Source organism: Aromatoleum sp., from assembly GCF_036675785.1.
Taxonomy (GTDB): domain Bacteria; phylum Pseudomonadota; class Gammaproteobacteria; order Burkholderiales; family Rhodocyclaceae; genus Aromatoleum.
On sequence record NZ_JAKFEF010000073.1, the window covers coordinates 14,347 to 30,586 of the forward strand.

Annotated in this window: 20 protein-coding genes; 8 read left to right on the plus strand and 12 right to left on the minus strand. The window is 67.2% G+C overall.

The window, feature by feature from the left end:
• Positions 1-4 precede the first annotated feature (4 nt).
• The 4 genes from V6M37_RS15320 to V6M37_RS15335 form a co-directional block, all read right to left on the minus strand.
• The gene (locus tag V6M37_RS15320; protein WP_332674762.1) at positions 5-547 is read right to left on the minus strand and encodes a C40 family peptidase; all 543 of its coding nucleotides are present in this window, start codon (positions 545-547) and stop codon (positions 5-7) included.
• 137 nt (positions 548-684) lie between these two features.
• Positions 685-957: an MliC family protein gene (locus V6M37_RS15325; RefSeq protein ID WP_332674764.1), complete on the minus strand. Its 273-nt coding sequence runs from the start codon at positions 955-957 to the stop codon at positions 685-687.
• 94 nt (positions 958-1,051) lie between these two features.
• Entirely contained in the window at positions 1,052-1,759 is a 708-nt protein-coding gene (locus V6M37_RS15330) for an SIMPL domain-containing protein (RefSeq protein WP_332674765.1), read from the minus strand.
• Positions 1,760-2,155: 396 nt separating this feature from the next.
• A complete protein-coding gene (locus V6M37_RS15335) occupies positions 2,156-2,698 on the minus strand; it encodes a gamma carbonic anhydrase family protein (protein WP_332674766.1) in 543 nt (180 codons plus the stop codon).
• Between the two features lie 214 nt (positions 2,699-2,912).
• Between V6M37_RS15335 and V6M37_RS15340 the strand changes: the two genes are divergently transcribed.
• Genes V6M37_RS15340 through V6M37_RS15355 form a run of 4 tightly spaced genes read left to right on the plus strand, consistent with a single transcriptional unit; the run spans position 2,913 to position 6,102 of the window.
• Positions 2,913-3,758, plus strand: a complete 846-nt coding sequence (locus V6M37_RS15340; RefSeq protein WP_332674768.1) for a 23S rRNA (adenine(2030)-N(6))-methyltransferase RlmJ — start codon at positions 2,913-2,915, stop codon at positions 3,756-3,758.
• Complete coding sequence (locus tag V6M37_RS15345; RefSeq protein WP_332674771.1) at positions 3,755-4,111, plus strand: nucleotide pyrophosphohydrolase; 357 nt, start codon at positions 3,755-3,757, stop codon at positions 4,109-4,111. Before V6M37_RS15340 ends, V6M37_RS15345 begins: the two co-directional genes overlap by 4 nt.
• A gap of 39 nt (positions 4,112-4,150) precedes the next feature.
• Complete coding sequence (locus V6M37_RS15350) at positions 4,151-5,746, plus strand: inorganic phosphate transporter (RefSeq protein WP_332674772.1); 1,596 nt, start codon at positions 4,151-4,153, stop codon at positions 5,744-5,746.
• An 11-nt stretch (positions 5,747-5,757) separates the two neighbouring features.
• Positions 5,758-6,102, plus strand: a complete 345-nt coding sequence (locus tag V6M37_RS15355; protein WP_332674773.1) for a DUF3301 domain-containing protein — start codon at positions 5,758-5,760, stop codon at positions 6,100-6,102.
• A gap of 15 nt (positions 6,103-6,117) precedes the next feature.
• On the opposite strand, the gene folE is transcribed toward V6M37_RS15355, so the two are convergent.
• Genes folE through fabI form a run of 3 tightly spaced genes read right to left on the minus strand, consistent with a single transcriptional unit; the run spans position 6,118 to position 8,213 of the window.
• Positions 6,118-6,759 carry a GTP cyclohydrolase I FolE gene (gene folE / locus V6M37_RS15360; protein ID WP_332674774.1) on the minus strand — a complete coding sequence of 214 codons (642 nt, stop codon included), beginning with the start codon at positions 6,757-6,759 and terminating at the stop codon, positions 6,118-6,120.
• Positions 6,760-6,818: 59 nt separating this feature from the next.
• Positions 6,819-7,415, minus strand: a complete 597-nt coding sequence (locus V6M37_RS15365) for a hypothetical protein (protein ID WP_332674776.1) — start codon at positions 7,413-7,415, stop codon at positions 6,819-6,821.
• 18 nt (positions 7,416-7,433) lie between these two features.
• Entirely contained in the window at positions 7,434-8,213 is a 780-nt protein-coding gene (fabI, locus tag V6M37_RS15370; RefSeq protein WP_332674778.1) for an enoyl-ACP reductase FabI, read from the minus strand.
• A gap of 198 nt (positions 8,214-8,411) precedes the next feature.
• Here fabI and V6M37_RS15375 point away from each other — a divergent pair, with 198 nt between their 5' ends.
• Positions 8,412-8,912, plus strand: a complete 501-nt coding sequence (locus V6M37_RS15375) for an HAD domain-containing protein (protein WP_332674780.1) — start codon at positions 8,412-8,414, stop codon at positions 8,910-8,912.
• Between the two features lie 13 nt (positions 8,913-8,925).
• Here the strand turns inward: V6M37_RS15375 and V6M37_RS15380 are convergent, their stop codons facing one another.
• Positions 8,926-9,918: a serine/threonine protein kinase gene (locus V6M37_RS15380; protein WP_332674781.1), complete on the minus strand. Its 993-nt coding sequence runs from the start codon at positions 9,916-9,918 to the stop codon at positions 8,926-8,928.
• Between the two features lie 190 nt (positions 9,919-10,108).
• Between V6M37_RS15380 and V6M37_RS15385 the strand changes: the two genes are divergently transcribed.
• From V6M37_RS15385 to V6M37_RS15395, 3 genes are all read left to right on the plus strand, one after another.
• A complete protein-coding gene (locus tag V6M37_RS15385) occupies positions 10,109-10,885 on the plus strand; it encodes a hypothetical protein (RefSeq protein WP_332674782.1) in 777 nt (258 codons plus the stop codon).
• 11 nt (positions 10,886-10,896) lie between these two features.
• On the plus strand, positions 10,897-11,436 hold the full coding sequence (locus V6M37_RS15390; RefSeq protein WP_332674783.1) for a YaeQ family protein: 540 nt from the start codon (positions 10,897-10,899) through the stop codon (positions 11,434-11,436).
• Positions 11,437-11,503: 67 nt separating this feature from the next.
• Positions 11,504-12,802 (plus strand): hemolysin family protein, encoded by a 1,299-nt coding sequence (locus V6M37_RS15395; RefSeq protein WP_332674785.1) that lies wholly within the window; start codon positions 11,504-11,506, stop codon positions 12,800-12,802.
• 15 nt (positions 12,803-12,817) lie between these two features.
• On the opposite strand, the gene amaB is transcribed toward V6M37_RS15395, so the two are convergent.
• The 4 genes from amaB to V6M37_RS15415 all read right to left on the minus strand — a co-directional run bounded on the left by amaB (position 12,818) and on the right by V6M37_RS15415 (position 16,213).
• Entirely contained in the window at positions 12,818-14,323 is a 1,506-nt protein-coding gene (amaB, locus tag V6M37_RS15400; RefSeq protein ID WP_332674786.1) for an L-piperidine-6-carboxylate dehydrogenase, read from the minus strand.
• A gap of 57 nt (positions 14,324-14,380) precedes the next feature.
• On the minus strand, positions 14,381-14,662 hold the full coding sequence (locus V6M37_RS15405) for a hypothetical protein (RefSeq protein ID WP_332674787.1): 282 nt from the start codon (positions 14,660-14,662) through the stop codon (positions 14,381-14,383).
• Positions 14,663-14,753: 91 nt separating this feature from the next.
• On the minus strand, positions 14,754-15,566 hold the full coding sequence (locus V6M37_RS15410) for a class I SAM-dependent methyltransferase (protein WP_332674849.1): 813 nt from the start codon (positions 15,564-15,566) through the stop codon (positions 14,754-14,756).
• An 86-nt stretch (positions 15,567-15,652) separates the two neighbouring features.
• Complete coding sequence (locus tag V6M37_RS15415; RefSeq protein ID WP_332674788.1) at positions 15,653-16,213, minus strand: DUF1415 domain-containing protein; 561 nt, start codon at positions 16,211-16,213, stop codon at positions 15,653-15,655.
• Between the last annotated feature and the right edge of the window lie 27 nt (positions 16,214-16,240).

Here is a 16,240-nt window from a genome sequence, read left to right on the forward strand (position 1 = left end):
GTGGTCAGTTTTCGGCGAGCAGGGTCCGGGCGCCGTCGATTCGCGGCTTGAAATACGGGTTGTCGAGCCGCTCGATACGCACCGCCCCGCGGCTCGATGGAGCGTGGACGAACTTTCCGTCGCCCATGTAAATGCCCATGTGCGAGTGCTTGCGGGCGCGCGTATTGAAGAATACTAGGTCGCCGGCCTGCAGCGCCGCGATCGAGATCGGCCGCGTCCGCTCGGCGATCTGCGCGGCGTTGTGCGGTAGCCGCCGGCCGCTGACCTGTTCGACGATGTAGCTGACCATTCCACTGCAGTCGAGCCCGGCGTCCGGATTGCGGCCACCGAAACGATAGCCGGTGTCGAGCAGACCGAGCGCGAAGATCACCATCTCCTGGGACTGCCGATGGTCGTCGAGCGAGAAGTATTCGCTGCCGCTCCGCGGCGTTTCCATTCCGGCTGCGCCGGGCGTCCCGGTCGATGACGTCGGCGGCACACTGCTGCACGCGCCGAGCAACGCAATGAGCACAACGATGACCAGGCGATTTCGGAAGCGAAATGGCATCGGTGAGGTCCGGTGACGTTCGCCCGAACGATAGTTGAAGGCTTACGGGCCGTCCAGGCCGGCGCGTGCTGCAGCGCGTCGGCCGCGGAACGCGAACTTGTGCGGATCGTAGCCCGCCGCCTGCCGGCCGCGCCCGATCAGATCGGTTGCTTTAGCGACATGCAGTTCGTATGCGGCGCGACGCCGGGGCGCTCGAGCTGCGCCTGCGAGCCCTTTGCCGAAAAAACGGTGTAACCGTCGGAATACTTCTCGCCGGACGCGGAGGGATCGACTGCCAGCGCGAAGATTCCCGCGCCGGTGCGCAGGCGAATGTGGTCCTGGTGGAACTCGACGGTGAAGCGTTCGCCGTCGGGGCATGAGTAGCCGACCGTCCGGGACGTCTCGCGGGTATAGGCGGTAGTGGCCAGCATTCCGGCGGCCGCGAGGAGGCCGGCGAGGGCGAAGGTACGGGATTTCAGGTTCGCTGCTCCATGAGGAAGGAGTGGGGGGAAAGACGCGCTGCGGTCAATCGGTCAGTTCAACCGTTCCGTTGACCGTTACGACGATCTCGGTTTCACCGGCTTCGATCGGCATCGGCGCCGCCTCGGCGCGGAAGGCCATCGATTTCATTGGACGAATCGGCTGCCCGCCGCCATAGCCGATGGAAAGCTGGCGAATGCGGTAGGCCCGGCCGAGCGTGTCGGCGATCGTCTTGGCGCGCACCTGAAAGGCGCGGAGCGCATCGGTGGCGACCTGGTCGGCGACGTTTTTACGTGTCTCGGGTGCGGGTTGCATCACCAGCCCGGACACCGCGAGGCTCGCCGGGAGCTTTCCGAGGAGTTTCGCGAGGGCGGGGAGGTTGCGGCTCTCGAGTTGAAGCTCGGAGCGCATCCGCCAGGTTTCGATCCGCCGTCCGTCCTTGCCGTAGACGGGATAGGTGCCCGTTCCCGCGGTCTTGACCTTGATGTCGGGGGACCGTCGGATCTCTTCGAGCGCGGACGCGACGGTGCCATTGACGTGGTCCGCGAGTTTCGCCGGGTCGGTGCCGCTCGCCTCGAAGTAGGCGTTCGCGATCGCCATGTCGTTCGGGGCCGGTCGGCTCGCTTCGGCAGACAGTTCGACCGTTGGAATCGCCGGTTCCGCGGACGGGTGCGCGACGGCGGACAAGGGTGCGAAAGCGAGCACGAAAGCAGTCGGCAAGAAGCGCAAGTACCGGCTCGCGGCGCGACACATATCGAAAATCCGTATGGGTAAATCCGGGGCGCAGTGTACAGCCGCTTCCACAAGGCGTGGGCGGTCCGCTGTAATGGCTTGTAAAAAAAACACGAATACGGCACGGTCGCGAGCGGTTTCCGGTATCCGCGACACCTCCTCGCGCGGCTCCGTTGACCGGCGCGCGGCTCCGTTGACCGTCTTCGCCCGGTTCGGCAAGCTTTCGGCTTTTCGCGGGGGGCAGCAAGCTCGGCGCCGCCGATGCGGCGACGCTGGAACCGGTCGTCACGGTTCGTTCTCGCCGCCGTTTTTCTCGGCGAGGCGATCGCGCCGAACTGTCGCCGGCGGGACGATGATCCTCGCCGCGTTGATCTGGCTGATGCGCTCCGGCACACCGGTGCGCGAGCCCGAGGGGCGCTACTTCGGCGAGCCGAACGGGTTGATGTGGCGCGATTCGGTCGCGTACATGCGCGCGTTGGCGACGTAGTTCGCGGCGTTTTTCCGGATCCCCTCGATGTCCTCGTCCGTCAGTTCGCGGATGATGCGCCCGGGCGAGCCGACGACGAGCGACCGGTCCGGGATCACCTTGCCTTCCGGGATGAGCGCGTTGGCGCCGATGATGCAGTTCTTGCCGATGACGGCATGGTTCAGCACGACCGCGTTGATGCCGATCAGCGTGCCGTCGCCGATCGTGCACCCGTGCAGCATCGCCATGTGACCGACGGTCACGTGCGAGCCGATGACGAGCGGCACGCCGTCGTCGTTGTGCAGGATAGAGCCGTCCTGGATGTTCGTGTCGTCGCCAATCAGGATCGGATCGTTGTCGCCCCGGATCACGACGTTGTACCAGATGCTGACGTTGCTGCCGGTTTCCACTCGGCCGATCACGGTTGCGTTGTCGGCGACCCAGCAGCCTTCCCCAAAGCGGGGCGTGCGGTCTCCAAGGGCGTATATCGCCATTCCTCGTCTCTCTTTATAGGGTGCCGCGCTGCAGCAGTGCGGGGATGCAATGATATCAAGGGGATGGGGTTGCGCGGCAAGACGTCGGGCGCGATTTTCGCTGCTCCCGGTCCGACGGACTGCCCGCAACGGGGCGAGAACGGCCTTGTCGCCTCGAGCCTTGCGCCCGGCGCAGTGATAGCATTCCCGCCCCGCTTCGACCGAATTCCCCTTCATGCTGAGCTATCGTCACGCCTTCCACGCCGGTAATCACGCCGATGTCCTCAAGCACTTCGTGCTCGTCGAACTCCTGCGGTATTTCAACCGGAAGGACAAACCGTGGTGGTACATCGACACGCATGCGGGTGCGGGGTGTTACGCGCTCGAAAGCGAGCAGGCGGGCAAGACCGCGGAGTTCGCGAGCGGGATCGGACGACTGTGGCAGCGGGACGACCTGCCTGCGCAGATGCGGCCGTATCTCGATGCGCTGGCGCAGTTCAACGGGCACGGGCGACTGACGTTCTATCCCGGTTCGCCCGCGATCGCGATGACGCAGTTGCGCGAGCAGGACCGGATGCGGCTGTTCGAACTGCACCCGGCCGACGCCGCGCTGCTTGGGCAGACTTTCGCGCACGACGGCGATCGCGTGCTGGTGCGCAAGGCCGACGGATTCGCCGGACTGCGCAGCCTGCTGCCGCCGCCGACGCGACGCGTCGTCGTGCTGATCGATCCGCCCTACGAGGTCAAGGACGACTACCGGCGGGTCGTCGACACGGTTGCCGACGCGATGAAGCGTTTTCCCGGCGGCACGTACGTGGTCTGGTACCCGATGCTCGCGCGCACCGAAGCGCGCCAGCTCCCCGGGCGGCTCGCCGGACTCGGGGCCGAAAGCTGGCTCGACGTCCGCCTGGCGGTCTCGAAGCCGTCGCGGGACGGTTTCGGGATGTTCGGCAGCGGCCTGTACATCGTCAATCCGCCGTGGATCCTGCCCGAAATCCTCGAAGCCGCGATGCCGTGGCTCGCGCGCAACCTCGGCGAAGACGGCAACGGCGCTTTCGACCTGGAGCATCACATCGAATGAGCACGCCGGACAGTTTGCTGATGCTGCGCGATGCGCTGCGCGCGTTCGCCGCCGAACGGGACTGGGAGCGGTTCCACACGCCGAAGAATCTGGCGATGGCGCTGTCGGGCGAGGCCGGCGAGGTCATCGAGCATTTCCAGTGGCTGACGCCGGAAGCGTCGGCGGCGTTGTCCACCGAGCAACGCGAGGCGGTCGCGCTGGAACTCGCCGACGTGCTGCTGTACCTCGTCCGCCTTGCCGACGTGCTGGACATAGACCTCGCCGACGCCTCGCATCGCAAGCTCGCGATCAATACCACGCGCTACCCGGTGGAGAAGGCGCGGGGGCGGCACGAAAAATACGACAAACTCTGAAGCCGGCGCCATCGTCGGCACCTTCGTCACGGATCTCCGGTGGAATTCGAGCATATCTCGCAGATCGAGCAGGCGTCGCGCAAGGGTAGCGGCGAGATCCTGAGGCTGGGCCTTGCGCTGATCTACATCATCGGCGCGATGCTGTTCGCGGCGCGTGTCGCCGACGGCGAAAACGCGGTCATCCTCGCGATCGCGGCGGTGCTCGGCGGCTACATGGCGATTAACATCGGCGCCAACGACGTCGGCAACAACGTCGGGCCCGCGGTCGGCGCCCGCGCAATGAGCCTCGGCGTCGCGCTCGCGATCGCGGCCATGTTCGAGGCCGCCGGGGCGCTGATCGCGGGCGGCGAGGTCGTCGGCACGATGCGCAGCGGCATCTTCGACCCGGCGCGGATCGTCGACCGTGAAGCATTGATCTGGTCGATGCTCGCCGCGCTGATGGGCGCGGGGCTGTTCCTGAACGTCGCGACCGCATTTGGCGCGCCGGTGTCGACGACGCATGCGATCGTCGGCGCGCTGCTCGGCGCCGGCGTCGCGGCGCACGGCGCCGACGTCGTCAACTGGCAGGTCATCATGGCGGTCGTCGTGAGCTGGATCGTGTCGCCGCTGCTCGGCGGTGCGGTTGCGGCAGGATTCCTCTACCTGATCAAGCGCCGCATCCTGTTCCAGGCCGACATGGTCGGGGCCGCGATCTGCACCGTGCCCTACCTCCTCGCCGCGATGGCCTTCGCGTTCTCGAGCTACCTGCTGATGCAGGGGCGCACGCGGCTGCTCGAGATCGATCTCGTCGACGCGCTGCTCGTCGGCGTGGCGGCAGGTGTCGTCGTGTTCTTCGTCGCCCGGCCGCTCGTCGCGCGTCGCGCGCGATCGATCGCGAACACGCGCAAGAGCGTCAATCGACTCTTCACGCTGCCGCTGATCGTCGCCGCGGCGCTGCTGAGCTTCGCCCACGGCTCGAACGACGTCGCGAACGCCGTCGGGCCGCTGTCGGCGATCGTCGTCGAGCTCGGTCACGGCGGCGTGATGCGCGCGCCGCAGCTGCCGGTGCCGCTGTGGACGATGCTCATCGGTGCGCTCGGGATCTGCGTCGGCCTCGCGCTGTTCGGCCCGCGCATCGTGCGCACGATCGGCAGCGAGATCACTGAGCTCGACCAGATGCGCGCGTTCTGCGTCGCGATGTCCGCCGCGGTGACGGTCCTGATCGCGAGCGCCTTCGGGCTGCCCGTCAGTTCGACGCACATCGCGGTCGGCGCGGTATTCGGCGTCGGCTTTCTGCGCGAGTACCTGCTCGGACGCGAGGCACGCATGATTGCGGACATCAAGGCGCATCACCCGGACGCCGACCAGGACGCGATCGAAGCCTTCATTGCGCGCTTCACCAGGGCCGGCGTAGCGGCGAAGGGCGAGATGCTGAGCGAGCTCAAGGAGCGGTCGAAGCGGCAACTCGACCCGGCGAATTTTTCGAAGTCCGAGCGGAGGCAGCTTCGGCAGGTCTATAAGGACGAACTCGTCAAACGCTCGCAGATCCGGCGCATCGTGTCGGCGTGGCTCGTGACCGTTCCCGCGGCGGCCGTGCTCGGAAGCGTGATGTTCTTCGCGATCCGCGGCATGATGCTCGACCTTCCGTCCCCCTGAGGTAACGCCCGATGCTGTCCGTCTCCGCGATCGAGCTGTTCGGCTTCGCGCTGCTGTGCGCGCTCGGCTGGTACTGGTTCGACAGCGTGCGGGCGCGCGACGTCGCGGTCGAAGCGGCGCGCGCCGCGTGCCGGCGCGAGGACGTGCAGCTTCTCGACGAGACGGTCGCGCGGCGGTCGGTGCGTGCGGCACGCGATGACGACGGCCGTCTGCGCTTGCGCCGCGTCTACGACTTCGAGTTCTCGTCGTCGGGCAACGACCGGCGCCGAGGCAGCCTGGTATTGCTCGGCGAGCGCGTCGTCATGCTCGACGTCGACCTCGGTCCGACGCGGGCATCGACCTTCACGCTTTACTGACGCTGGCCGTCGGGCTCAGCGCCCGACGCGCAGCGATACCGCGTGCAGGAATTCCGCGCGCAGCGTGTCGCGGGTCTCGAACTCGCCGGTAAACGCTTGCGTGACGACCCGTTCGTCGCCGCGGCGATCCTCGCCGAGCAGCAGGCAAAGCTGTTCCGCTTCGATGATGCAGGCGGCGCCGCGCGCGCGGCCGTGCGTGAGCAGCGCGTCGGCGATATCGCGCGTCATCCATTCCTGGTACGTGAAACGGTGCCCGATCGCGTCGACGAGCCGCGCGATGCGCCCGAACCCATGCAGCCGGCCGCCCGGCAGGTAGGCGACGTGGGCGACGCCGCGGAACGGCACGAGGTGGTGGGGACAGACGCCGTGCACCGCGATGCCGCGGATCACGACCATGTCGGTTCGCTCGTCGGCGAAGCCGTCCCCGAGTGCTTCGGCAGGATCCAGCTCATAGCCGCCGAGCAGCCGCCGTTGCCACAGTTCGCGCACCCGGGGCGCGGTTCGGCCCATGTGCGGCGTGTCGGGCGCGACGCCGCACGCTTTCAGCAGATCATTGACGGCCTGTTCGAAAGCCGCCGGATCGAAACTTCCGGTGCGAGCGATGCCGATTTCGGCGCGGCCCGGCAGCTCGGGGGGATGGTCGTGACAGTCCGACATGGCCGAATCCGGGGGTGACTGGGGCGGACATCATACCCCCGGCCCGCCGCGGCCCCGTTTCAGGCGATGAAGACCGGATCGGAAAAAACGAGCGTCCCATCCGCGCGCGCCATCAGGTTGTTCGCGTTGAGGATGTCGGGCAGGACCTGATAGTCCTCGACGAAGTCCGACAGCGCCTTGAGCGCCTGCTTCAGGCTGTCGGGCATGTCCGCCGGCGTCACCGCGAGGTGGTACAGCGCGATCCGCCCCATGTCGGGCCCGAGGCGGCTCCATTGCTGACACGCGAACCAGTAGGCTTCGATCAGCCGGTTCGCGAGGTCCGCGGCGGGGCTGCCTTCGCGAAGGGGAAAAAGGCGTTCCATTTCGAGCAGATGGAACGGGTAGCCCGAACTCGCGCGACCGATCGCGCCGTGGTTCGCGTAGACGACCGGGAAGTGCGGGCCGCGCGGACGGTCGTCCGCCGTGTAGAGGAAGAGGTCCGCGGGGGAGCTGACGACCTTGTACACACGTTCCGCGTCGTCGTGGTCGAGCACGATGCTGTACTCGCCGCGGCCGATTTCGGCCTGGCCGGCGAGCAGCGGATGGACGGGGACGGGATCCGGCAGTAACACCGGCTCCCGGCCCATCCTTTCGCGGGCGTCCGCGACGTCGGTCACCTGCGGAAACCCGCGCGATCAGGCCATGATGTTGTAGCCGGCGTCGACGAAATGGACGCCGCCGGTCACGAGGCGGCCCGCGTCGGACACGAGGAAGGCCGTCAGCGCACCGATGTCCTCGGGCGTCACGAGGCTGTGCATCGGCGAGCGCTCGACCGCCGCGGCCATCAGGCCGTCGAAGCCGGCGATGCCGGAGGCTGCGCGGGTCATCAGCGGACCGGGCGAAACCGCGTTGACGCGGATGTTCTTTGCGCCGAGTTCGTACGCCATGTAGCGCGTCGCCGCTTCGAGCGCGGCCTTGCACAGGCCCATCACGCCGTAGTTCGCGATGACCTTTTCGCTGCCGAGATAGGTCATCGTCACGAGCGAACCCCCACCGGCCTTTTCGAACAGCGGCTCGACCATTTTCGCGAGACGCACGAACGAATGCGTCGAGACGTCCATCGCCATCGCGAAACCGTCGGCCGACGTGTCGACGACGCGCCCATGCAGATCGTCGCGCTTCGCGAACGCCATGCTGTGGATCGCGAAGTCGAGCTTGCCGTGGGTCGCATCGATGCGCGCGAAGACGTCGGCGAGCGTTTCCGGCCGGGTGACGTCCATCAGATAGGCGTCGGTGATGCCGAGCCGGGCGATGACCGGCTCGATGAACGCGCGGGTCTTTTCATTCTGGTAAGTGAGGATCAGCTTCGCGCCGGCTTCGGCGCAGGCTTCGGCGACGCCGGTCGAGATCGACTTTTCGTTGGCGATGCCGGTGATCAGGCCGATCTTGCCTTCGAGATTCACGAGGGGCTTCATGAGAACGTTCCGTAACGGGTGGTGGACAGGCGCGCAGCCTCGGCTTCGGGACGCGGTCGGGTTCCCCCGAGCTGCTTCATTTATTGGTCGCGCCGCCGAACTTGCAGTTGATGACGCAATGCAGCATTCTAGCAGGCCTCGAATTTGCCCCGTTTTGGATTAGGCGCCGAATCGCCCCCTAATCCCGCGCGTCGTCCGATGACTCAGCCTGCCTATATCTTCATGGATTTCGACGGGGTGACCCACCCCTGGGGGGAGGTCGAGGATTTTCGCTGCCTGCCGTTGATCGAGGCGGTCGTGCGCGATTACGAGGAAGCGCGGATCGTGATCGCGTCCGACTGGCGCGTGCTGTTTTCGTTGTCGAAACTGGTCAGCCGCTTCTCCGAAGACCTGCGGGGGCGTGTCGCCGGCGCGACGCCGCATCTGATCCCGAAGCACGGCTCGGAACTCCACGGCTTGCGGGAGCGCGAGGCGATGGCATGGCTCAGGCAGCACGTGCCCGACGTCCCGTCCGCGAGCTGGTGCGCGCTCGACGACGCGCCGGGCAACTGGTTCACGCGCTCGCGACTGCTTCTGACCGACTTCAAGCGCGGCTTCACCGACGAGGATGCGGGCGCCTTGCGGCGGATGCTCGACGATTTCCGCTCGGGCACCCCGAGGCCCGCCGCGCAGCCGCCGTCATTCCTGCGCCGCGCCTGATTTCAGCCCGGCTTCAGCTCGACCACAGCGGCGGTTCGTCCATCAGCGCGACCTGCTCGCGCAGTTCGAGCACGCGGTCCTGCCAGTAGCGCTGGGTGTTGAACCACGGAAAGGCCGCGGGGAACGCCGGGTCGTCCCATCGGCGCGCGATCCAGGCCGAGTAATGGATCAGGCGCAGCGTCCGCAAGGCTTCGACGAGGTGCAGCTCGCGCGGCGCGAAGTCGTGGAAATCCTCGTAACCGGCGAGCACGTCGGCGAGCTGGCGTCCCATCTCTTCACGCGAACCGGACAGCAGCATCCACAAGTCCTGCACCGCCGGCCCCATCCGGCTGTCGTCGAAATCGACGAACTGCGGCCCGGCAGAGTCACGTGTTTCGCTCCACAGCACGTTGCCCGCGTGGCAGTCGCCGTGCAAGCGGATGCGCGCGACCTCGCCCGCGCGGTCGAAGCAGCGCCGGACGCCGTCGAGCGCTTGGTCGATCGTGCTGCGCCATGCCGGCAGCAGGTCATCGGGAATGAAATCGTGCGCGAGCAGCCAGTCGCGCGGCTCCTCGCCGAAGTTGGTGATGTCGAGGCTCGGGCGCGCCCGGTAAGGCGCGAGGGCGCCGACCGCGTGGATGCGGCCGATGAAGCGCCCCATCCATTCGAGCGTCGCCGGGTCCGACAGCTCGGGCGCGCGGCCGCCGATGCGCGGGAACAGCGCGAAACGCAAGCCGCCATGCGAATGCAAGGTCGCGCCGCGCAGCCGCAGCGGCGGGACGACGGGGATTTCACGCTCGGCGAGTTCGGCAACGAAAGCGTGTTCCTCGCCGATCGCGTCGTCCGTCCAGCGCTCGGGGCGATAGAACTTCGCGACGACCGTCGGCGCGTCGTCGATACCGACCTGGTAGACGCGGTTCTCGTAGCTGTTCAGTGCGAGCATTCGTCCGTCCGGCGTCAGCCCGACGCTCTCGATCGCATCGAGGATGAGGTCCGGTGTCAGATTCGCGAAGGGGGTGGGGGTCATGGGCGCAGAGGGGGGCGGCAATCGGGACCCCATTCTGTCAGCAATGGATGAATCCACAAGCGCGCTTCGGCGGAAATGTCGCCGGCAGCGTGCCCGGCTCGATATACGACGGCGACGCCACGCCTGAGCGGGCGATTTGCCGTGAAGCCGGTAGGCCTTCAGAATACCGGCCTTTACGTGGAACCGAAGCATGACTTCCTTCGCGCCGCCCGCTTCACCGATTCCCGCCGACGGGCTCCTTGCGCTCGCGCCCGCCGACGTGCAAAAGCTCGCCGCGCGCATGGCGCAGGACGCGTTCTCGCAAGTGTTCCGCCTGACGCTGAACGAGGACGACGCCGGACGCGTGCGCGGCGTCGGGGAGCTCTCGGTCGCGTTGCGCAACTGGAGCGCGGCCGGCGGCGACGACGCACGCGCGTTGCGCCTCGCGCTGATCGTCGCCGGGCTCGACCAGTGGGGGCTCGCGTACAGCCAAGCGTTCGGGCTCGTCGCGATTCCGGGTCTTTCCGAACTGGTCGGCGCGCTGCGCGTCGGACTCGACCCGCAGCAGGAGGCGAAATTCCAGCAGCAGTTTGCCGCGATCGACGCTTTCGAAGGCAATGCAATCGACTTCAAGATCGACCTGCGGCGCGCGATCCATCTCACGCTGTGGCACGCGATGATCGCCAGTGAGGAGCGCGAGCAGGCGACGACGATCCTGGTCCGGCTCGGCGGCATGATGACCGCGCTGGCCACGACGATGCCCGAACTCGGCTGGCGGCTCGTCGCCGACGCGCTGGCCCACGTCCAGATCCGATGTCTGTCCGAAGGGCTGGCCGCGGACGGCCTCGCGCGCGACATGAACGAGGAGCTGTTCGCCGCGCTGTCGAACGAATTGCCGGCAGCCGTGCGCGACCGCGTGATGGCGTATGCGACGCAGGCGGTGCTCGGCTGGCAGCAGGCGCGCCGCGCCGGCGGCTCGACGCACTGAAGGCGGCGGCGATGGCGCTCAAGGCAACGATCTACAAGGCCGAACTCTCGGTCGCGGACATGGACCGCCACTACTACGGCGATCACGGCTTCACGATCGCGCGTCATCCGTCCGAGACCGACGAGCGGATGATGGTGCGCGTGCTTGCGTTCGCGATGTACGCGGACCCGGCGCTCGGCTTCGGCAAGGGCCTGTGCGTCGACGACGAGCCCGACCTGTGGCAGAAGGATCTGACCGACGCGATCGAGCGCTGGATCGACGTCGGGCAGCCGGACGAGAAGTGGATCCGCAAGGCCTGCGGCCGCGCGCGCGACGTCGTCGTCGTGAGCTACGGCCGCGCCGCCGACATCTGGTGGAACGGCGTCCGCGACAAACTCGCGCGCCAGGCGAACCTGACGGTATGGAATCTACCCGCCGATGCCGCGCCCGCGCTCGCAGCCCTCGTCGACCGCAGCATGCGGCTGCAATGTACGCTGCAGGACGGACAGGTATGGGTGACGAACGGTCGGGAAACGGTTCTCGTCGAACCGGTGCGCCTGAAGGGGGCCTGAGCGCAGAGCGTTTTGGGCAAGCCGCTTCCGTATCGGGTCGGACGGCATCGCCGGGGGAGCGGTTAATGTGAACTTCACGAACCAGATTTTCGTCATCGCGCTGCTGATCGCGTCCAGCGCGTTCTTTTCGATCTCCGAGATCTCGCTCGCGGCCTCGCGCAAGATCAGGCTCCGCTTGATGGCGCAGCAGGGAAGCCCCGGCGCGGAGCGCGTGCTCGCGCTGCAGGACAACCCCGGCCATTTCTTCACCGTCGTCCAGCTGGGCCAGAACGCGATCGCGATTCTCGGCGGCATCGTCGGCGAATCCGCGTTGTCGCCCGCAGTCGCGCAGATCCTGCGGCTCGTCTACGACGGCCCGCTGCTCGACAGCGCGAGCTTCGTCGTGTCGTTCGTCATCGTGACGTCGCTCTTCGTGCTGTTCTCCGACCTCGTGCCGAAGCGGCTCGGCATGGTGGCGCCCGAGCGCGTCGCCGTCGCGGTCGTCAAGCCGATGGGCTTTTGCGTGGTCGCGTTCGCGCCGCTGGTGTGGCTGTTCGACGGGCTCGCGAACTGGCTGTTCCGCCTGCTGAAGCTGCCGAACGTGCGCACCGAGAGCGTCACCTCCGCCGAAATCGTCGCGATGGTCGACGTCGGCGCGCAAACGGGCGCGCTGCTGAAGCAGGAGCGCGAACTCATCGTCAACGTGTTCGAGCTCGATTCGCGCACCGTCCCGTCGGCGATGACGAACCGCGAAAGCATCGTCCACTTCATCTTGAGCGAGAGCGAGGAGAGCATCCGCGCGAAGCTCGTTGCGCAGCCCCACGCAAAGTTTCCCGTGTGCGAGAACACGATCGACACGGTCGTCGGCTACGTCGATTCCAAGGACATCTTCGCGCGCATCTTGTCGGGCCAGAAGCTGTCGCTGCGTGCCGATCCGGTCGTGCGCAACGCGCTGGTAATTCCCGACACGCTCACGCTGTTCGAAGCCCTCGAGCGCTTTCGTGCGGCGCGCGAGGATTTCGCGATGATCGTCAACGAGTACGCGCTGATCGTCGGGCTGCTGACGCTGCAGGACATTATGAACACGGTGATGGGCGAGCTCGGCAGCGCGTTCCAGGAGGAGCTGATCGTCAAGCGCGACGAGGACTCGTGGCTGATCGACGGCATCACGCCGATCGAGGACGTGATGCATGTGCTTGGCATCGACGAGTTCGTCGGCCACGAGAATTACGAAACGATGGCCGGCTTCATGATGTACATGCTGCGCAAGGTGCCGAAGCGCACCGACTCGGTGAGTTACGGCGGCTACAAGTTCGAGGTCGTCGACATCGACAATTACCGCATCGACCAGCTGCTCGTCACCCGCGCGTCGACGCCGAAGGAGTGACCGAGCAGCGCGTCGTCAGTTGTCGAGTGCGAAGCGGATCCCCTGCGCAAGCGGCAGCGCCGCGGAATAGTTGATCGTGCAGGTCGTGCGGCGCATGTAGGCTTTCCACGCGTCGGAGCCGGACTCGCGCCCGCCGCCGGTATCCTTTTCGCCGCCGAACGCGCCGCCGATCTCGGCGCCCGACGGGCCGATATTGACGTTCGCGATGCCGCAGTCGCTGCCGGTCGCCGACAGGAAGCGCTCGGCCTCGAGCAGGTCGCGCGTGAAGATCGACGACGCGAGCCCTTGCGGCACGCCGTTGTGCAGCGCGATCGCGTCGTCGAAGTCGCGGTAGCGCATCACGTAGAGGATCGGCGCGAACGTCTCCCGCTTCACGAGCGGCGTCTGCGCCGGCATCGCGACGAGCGCCGGACGGCGGTAGCACGCACCGTTGCAGCCTTCGACCGGCACGGCTTCGCCTCCCCACACCGTGGCGCCGGAGCGGCGCGCTTCGGCGAGGGCGTCGTCCATCGCCTTTCCCGCGTCCGCGTCGATCAGCGGGCCGACCAGGGTCGCCGGATCGAGCGGATTCCCGACCGGGATGCGCTGCCAGAGCACCCGCAGCCGCTCGACGGTCGCGTCGGCGATCGACTCATGCGCGATCAGCCGTCGCAGCGTCGTGCAGCGCTGTCCCGCGGTGCCGGCCGCGGCGAACAGGATCGCCCTCACCGCGAGGTCGAGGTCCGCGCTCGGGCAGACGATCGCGGCGTTGTTGCCGCCCAGTTCGAGAATCGAGCGCCCGAGTCGGGCGGCGACGCGCGGCGCGAGCGCTTTGCCCATCGCGGTCGAGCCGGTCGCCGAGAGCACCGCGACGCGCGGATCGTCGGCAAGGCTTTCGCCGAGCCCATTGCCGCCAATCAGCACTTCGAGCAGCCCGTCGGGTACGTCGGCGAAGTCACGGGACGCCGCCCGGAACAGCGACGCGCACGCGAGCGCGGAGAGCGGCGTGCGAGGTGACGGCTTCCACACGACGCTGTCGCCGCACACCCACGCCAGCATCGCGTTCCACGCCCACACCGCGACCGGAAAATTGAACGCCGAGACGACGCCGACGACGCCCGCCGGATGCCACTGCTCCATCATCCGGTGGCCGGGGCGCTCGCTCGCGATCGTCAGGCCGTGAAGCTGGCGCGACAGCCCGCACGCGAAGTCACAGACGTCGATCATCTCCTGCACTTCGCCGAGCCCCTCCTGGCGGATCTTGCCGGATTCGATGGTCACGAGCTCGCCGAGGTCGGCCTTGTGGGCGCGCAACACCTCGCCGTAGCGGCGCACGAACTCTCCGCGGCGCGGCGGTGGAACTTCGCGCCACGCGAGAAAGGCTGTGCGAGCGCGCTCGACGGCGGTGCTCGCTTCGGCGGGGGAGGTCGGCGAGAGGTGCGCCAGGATGCTCGCGTCGATCGGGCTGCGGACGGGCAGGTCGCCGCGGTCGAGGATCCCGGTCGGCACGCCGAGCCGGGTGAGCAGGGGAATGACGTCCATGTTCCGGTCCTCCACGTCGGCCAACTCGCGGTTGACCGCGCGGACGGGCGGAACGTTCTAGTCCTGCTTCGGCTGGTGGTAGCGGTACATCGGGCGGTCGCATTTCGCGCAGACGACGACGCGCTGCGCGTTTTCACCGTCGCCGAGGCCGAATTCGCGCTTGTCGGTGGACGTGCAGCGCGCGCACGCCGCTGCCGCGGCCGGACGCCCGGCGAGAAACTCGTCCCGCAGCGGCAGCGCGCGCAGGCGCTCCTGCTGGCGCATGTGGACGTGCAGCATCGCGAGGCAGCCGAACAGGAAGAGGGTGGCGACGATGACGGGAAAGGGTAGGTCGGGCATGGTGATCGGGCCTCGAAAAGGACTTGAGCTTACCGGGCGTTGCCGCCGATTTGCTTCGCGCAGATCAAGTGATGGAAGCTGCCGCCGCAGATCAGTAGACGAACCGGGGAGTCATCTCTTCGAGATTGAGCTCGGCGAGGATCTGCGTGAGGCGCTCGCGAGCGTTCCCCCGCGCGTGGCCGGTTGACCGCGCGATGATCAGCTCGTTCTTCATCGAATGCTCCCAGCCGACGAGCTCGGTCACCGTCAGCTGGTAGCCGTGCGATTCGAGCAGCAGGCAGCGCAGCACGTTCGTCAGCTGGCTGCCGAATTCGCGCGTGTGGATCGGGTGGCGCCAGATTTCGGACAGCGGTGTCCTGCCGAACGATTCGTTCTTGTGCCGGCGCAGCGCCCCGGCGACCTCCGCCTGGCAGCACGGGACGAGCACGATGAAGCGGGCGCGCTTTTCCAGCGCGAAGCGGATCGCGTCGTCTGTCGCGGTGTTGCATGCGTGCAGCGCGGTGACGACGTCGATGCGCTCGGGCAGTTCGGGCGAATCGATCGACTCCTCGACCGACAGGTTGAGGAAGCTCATGCGCTCGAAGCCGAGTCGCGCCGCGAGTTCGCGCGACTTCGCGACGAGCTCGTCGCGGGTCTCGATGCCGTACACATGTCCCGCTTCCCGCGCATTCAGGAACAGGTCGTAGAGGATGAAGCCGAGGTAGGACTTGCCGGCGCCGTGGTCGGCGAGCGTCAGGTCGCCCTGCGCGGCAAGCACTTCCTCGAGCAGCGGCTCGATGAAGTTGTAGAGGTGGTAGACCTGCTTCAGCTTGCGACGGCTGTCCTGGTTCAGCTTGCCGTCGCGCGTGAGGATGTGGAGTTCCTTTAGCAGCTCGGCCGACTGGCCGGGTCGCAGCTCCGGCAGCGCCGCCGCCGGTCGTTCTTCGGTCCCGGCCGGGCTCGTCTTCGCCCGGTCGGCCTGCGGCCGTTTTGCCGTTGCGCGCGCTCCGCTCACTCTTGGTCGTCCTTCGGCGCCGGAACGCCGAGCGCGTTCCAGCCGTCGTGACCGAGCTTCTTCAGCGTTTCGATGTTGCGCTCGTAGATCGTGTCGGCGTCCGGGTACGACTCGATCGCGCGCTCGACGCTCTCTTCGCGCAGCAGGTGCAGCGTCGGGTACGGCGAGCGGTTCGTGTAGTTGCCGATGTCGTCCTCGGCCGTGTCGTCGAACTGGAAGCGCGGATGGAAGCTCGCGACCTGGATGACGCCCTCGAGCTCGTGCTCGGCGACCGCTTCCTCGGCGATCCCGGCGATCTCGTTAAAGTCGAGAAAGTCGCGGAAGAGGGTCGGATGGACCAGCAGCGTCGTCTCGACGTCCTGCGGGTCGGCCGCGGCGAGGAATTCGAGCTCGCGGTCGAGCTCCTCGAGAAACTCGTCCGCGTGCCTGGCGTCGCTGACGACGATGCGCACCTGGTTCTTCACATACACCGACTTCGCGAACGGGCACAAGTTGAGCCCGATCACCGCCTTTTCCAGCCACTGCCGCGTCGACGCAACGACCTCGTCACGATTCATCCGTATTCCCTCGAAAGTCCGCCATTT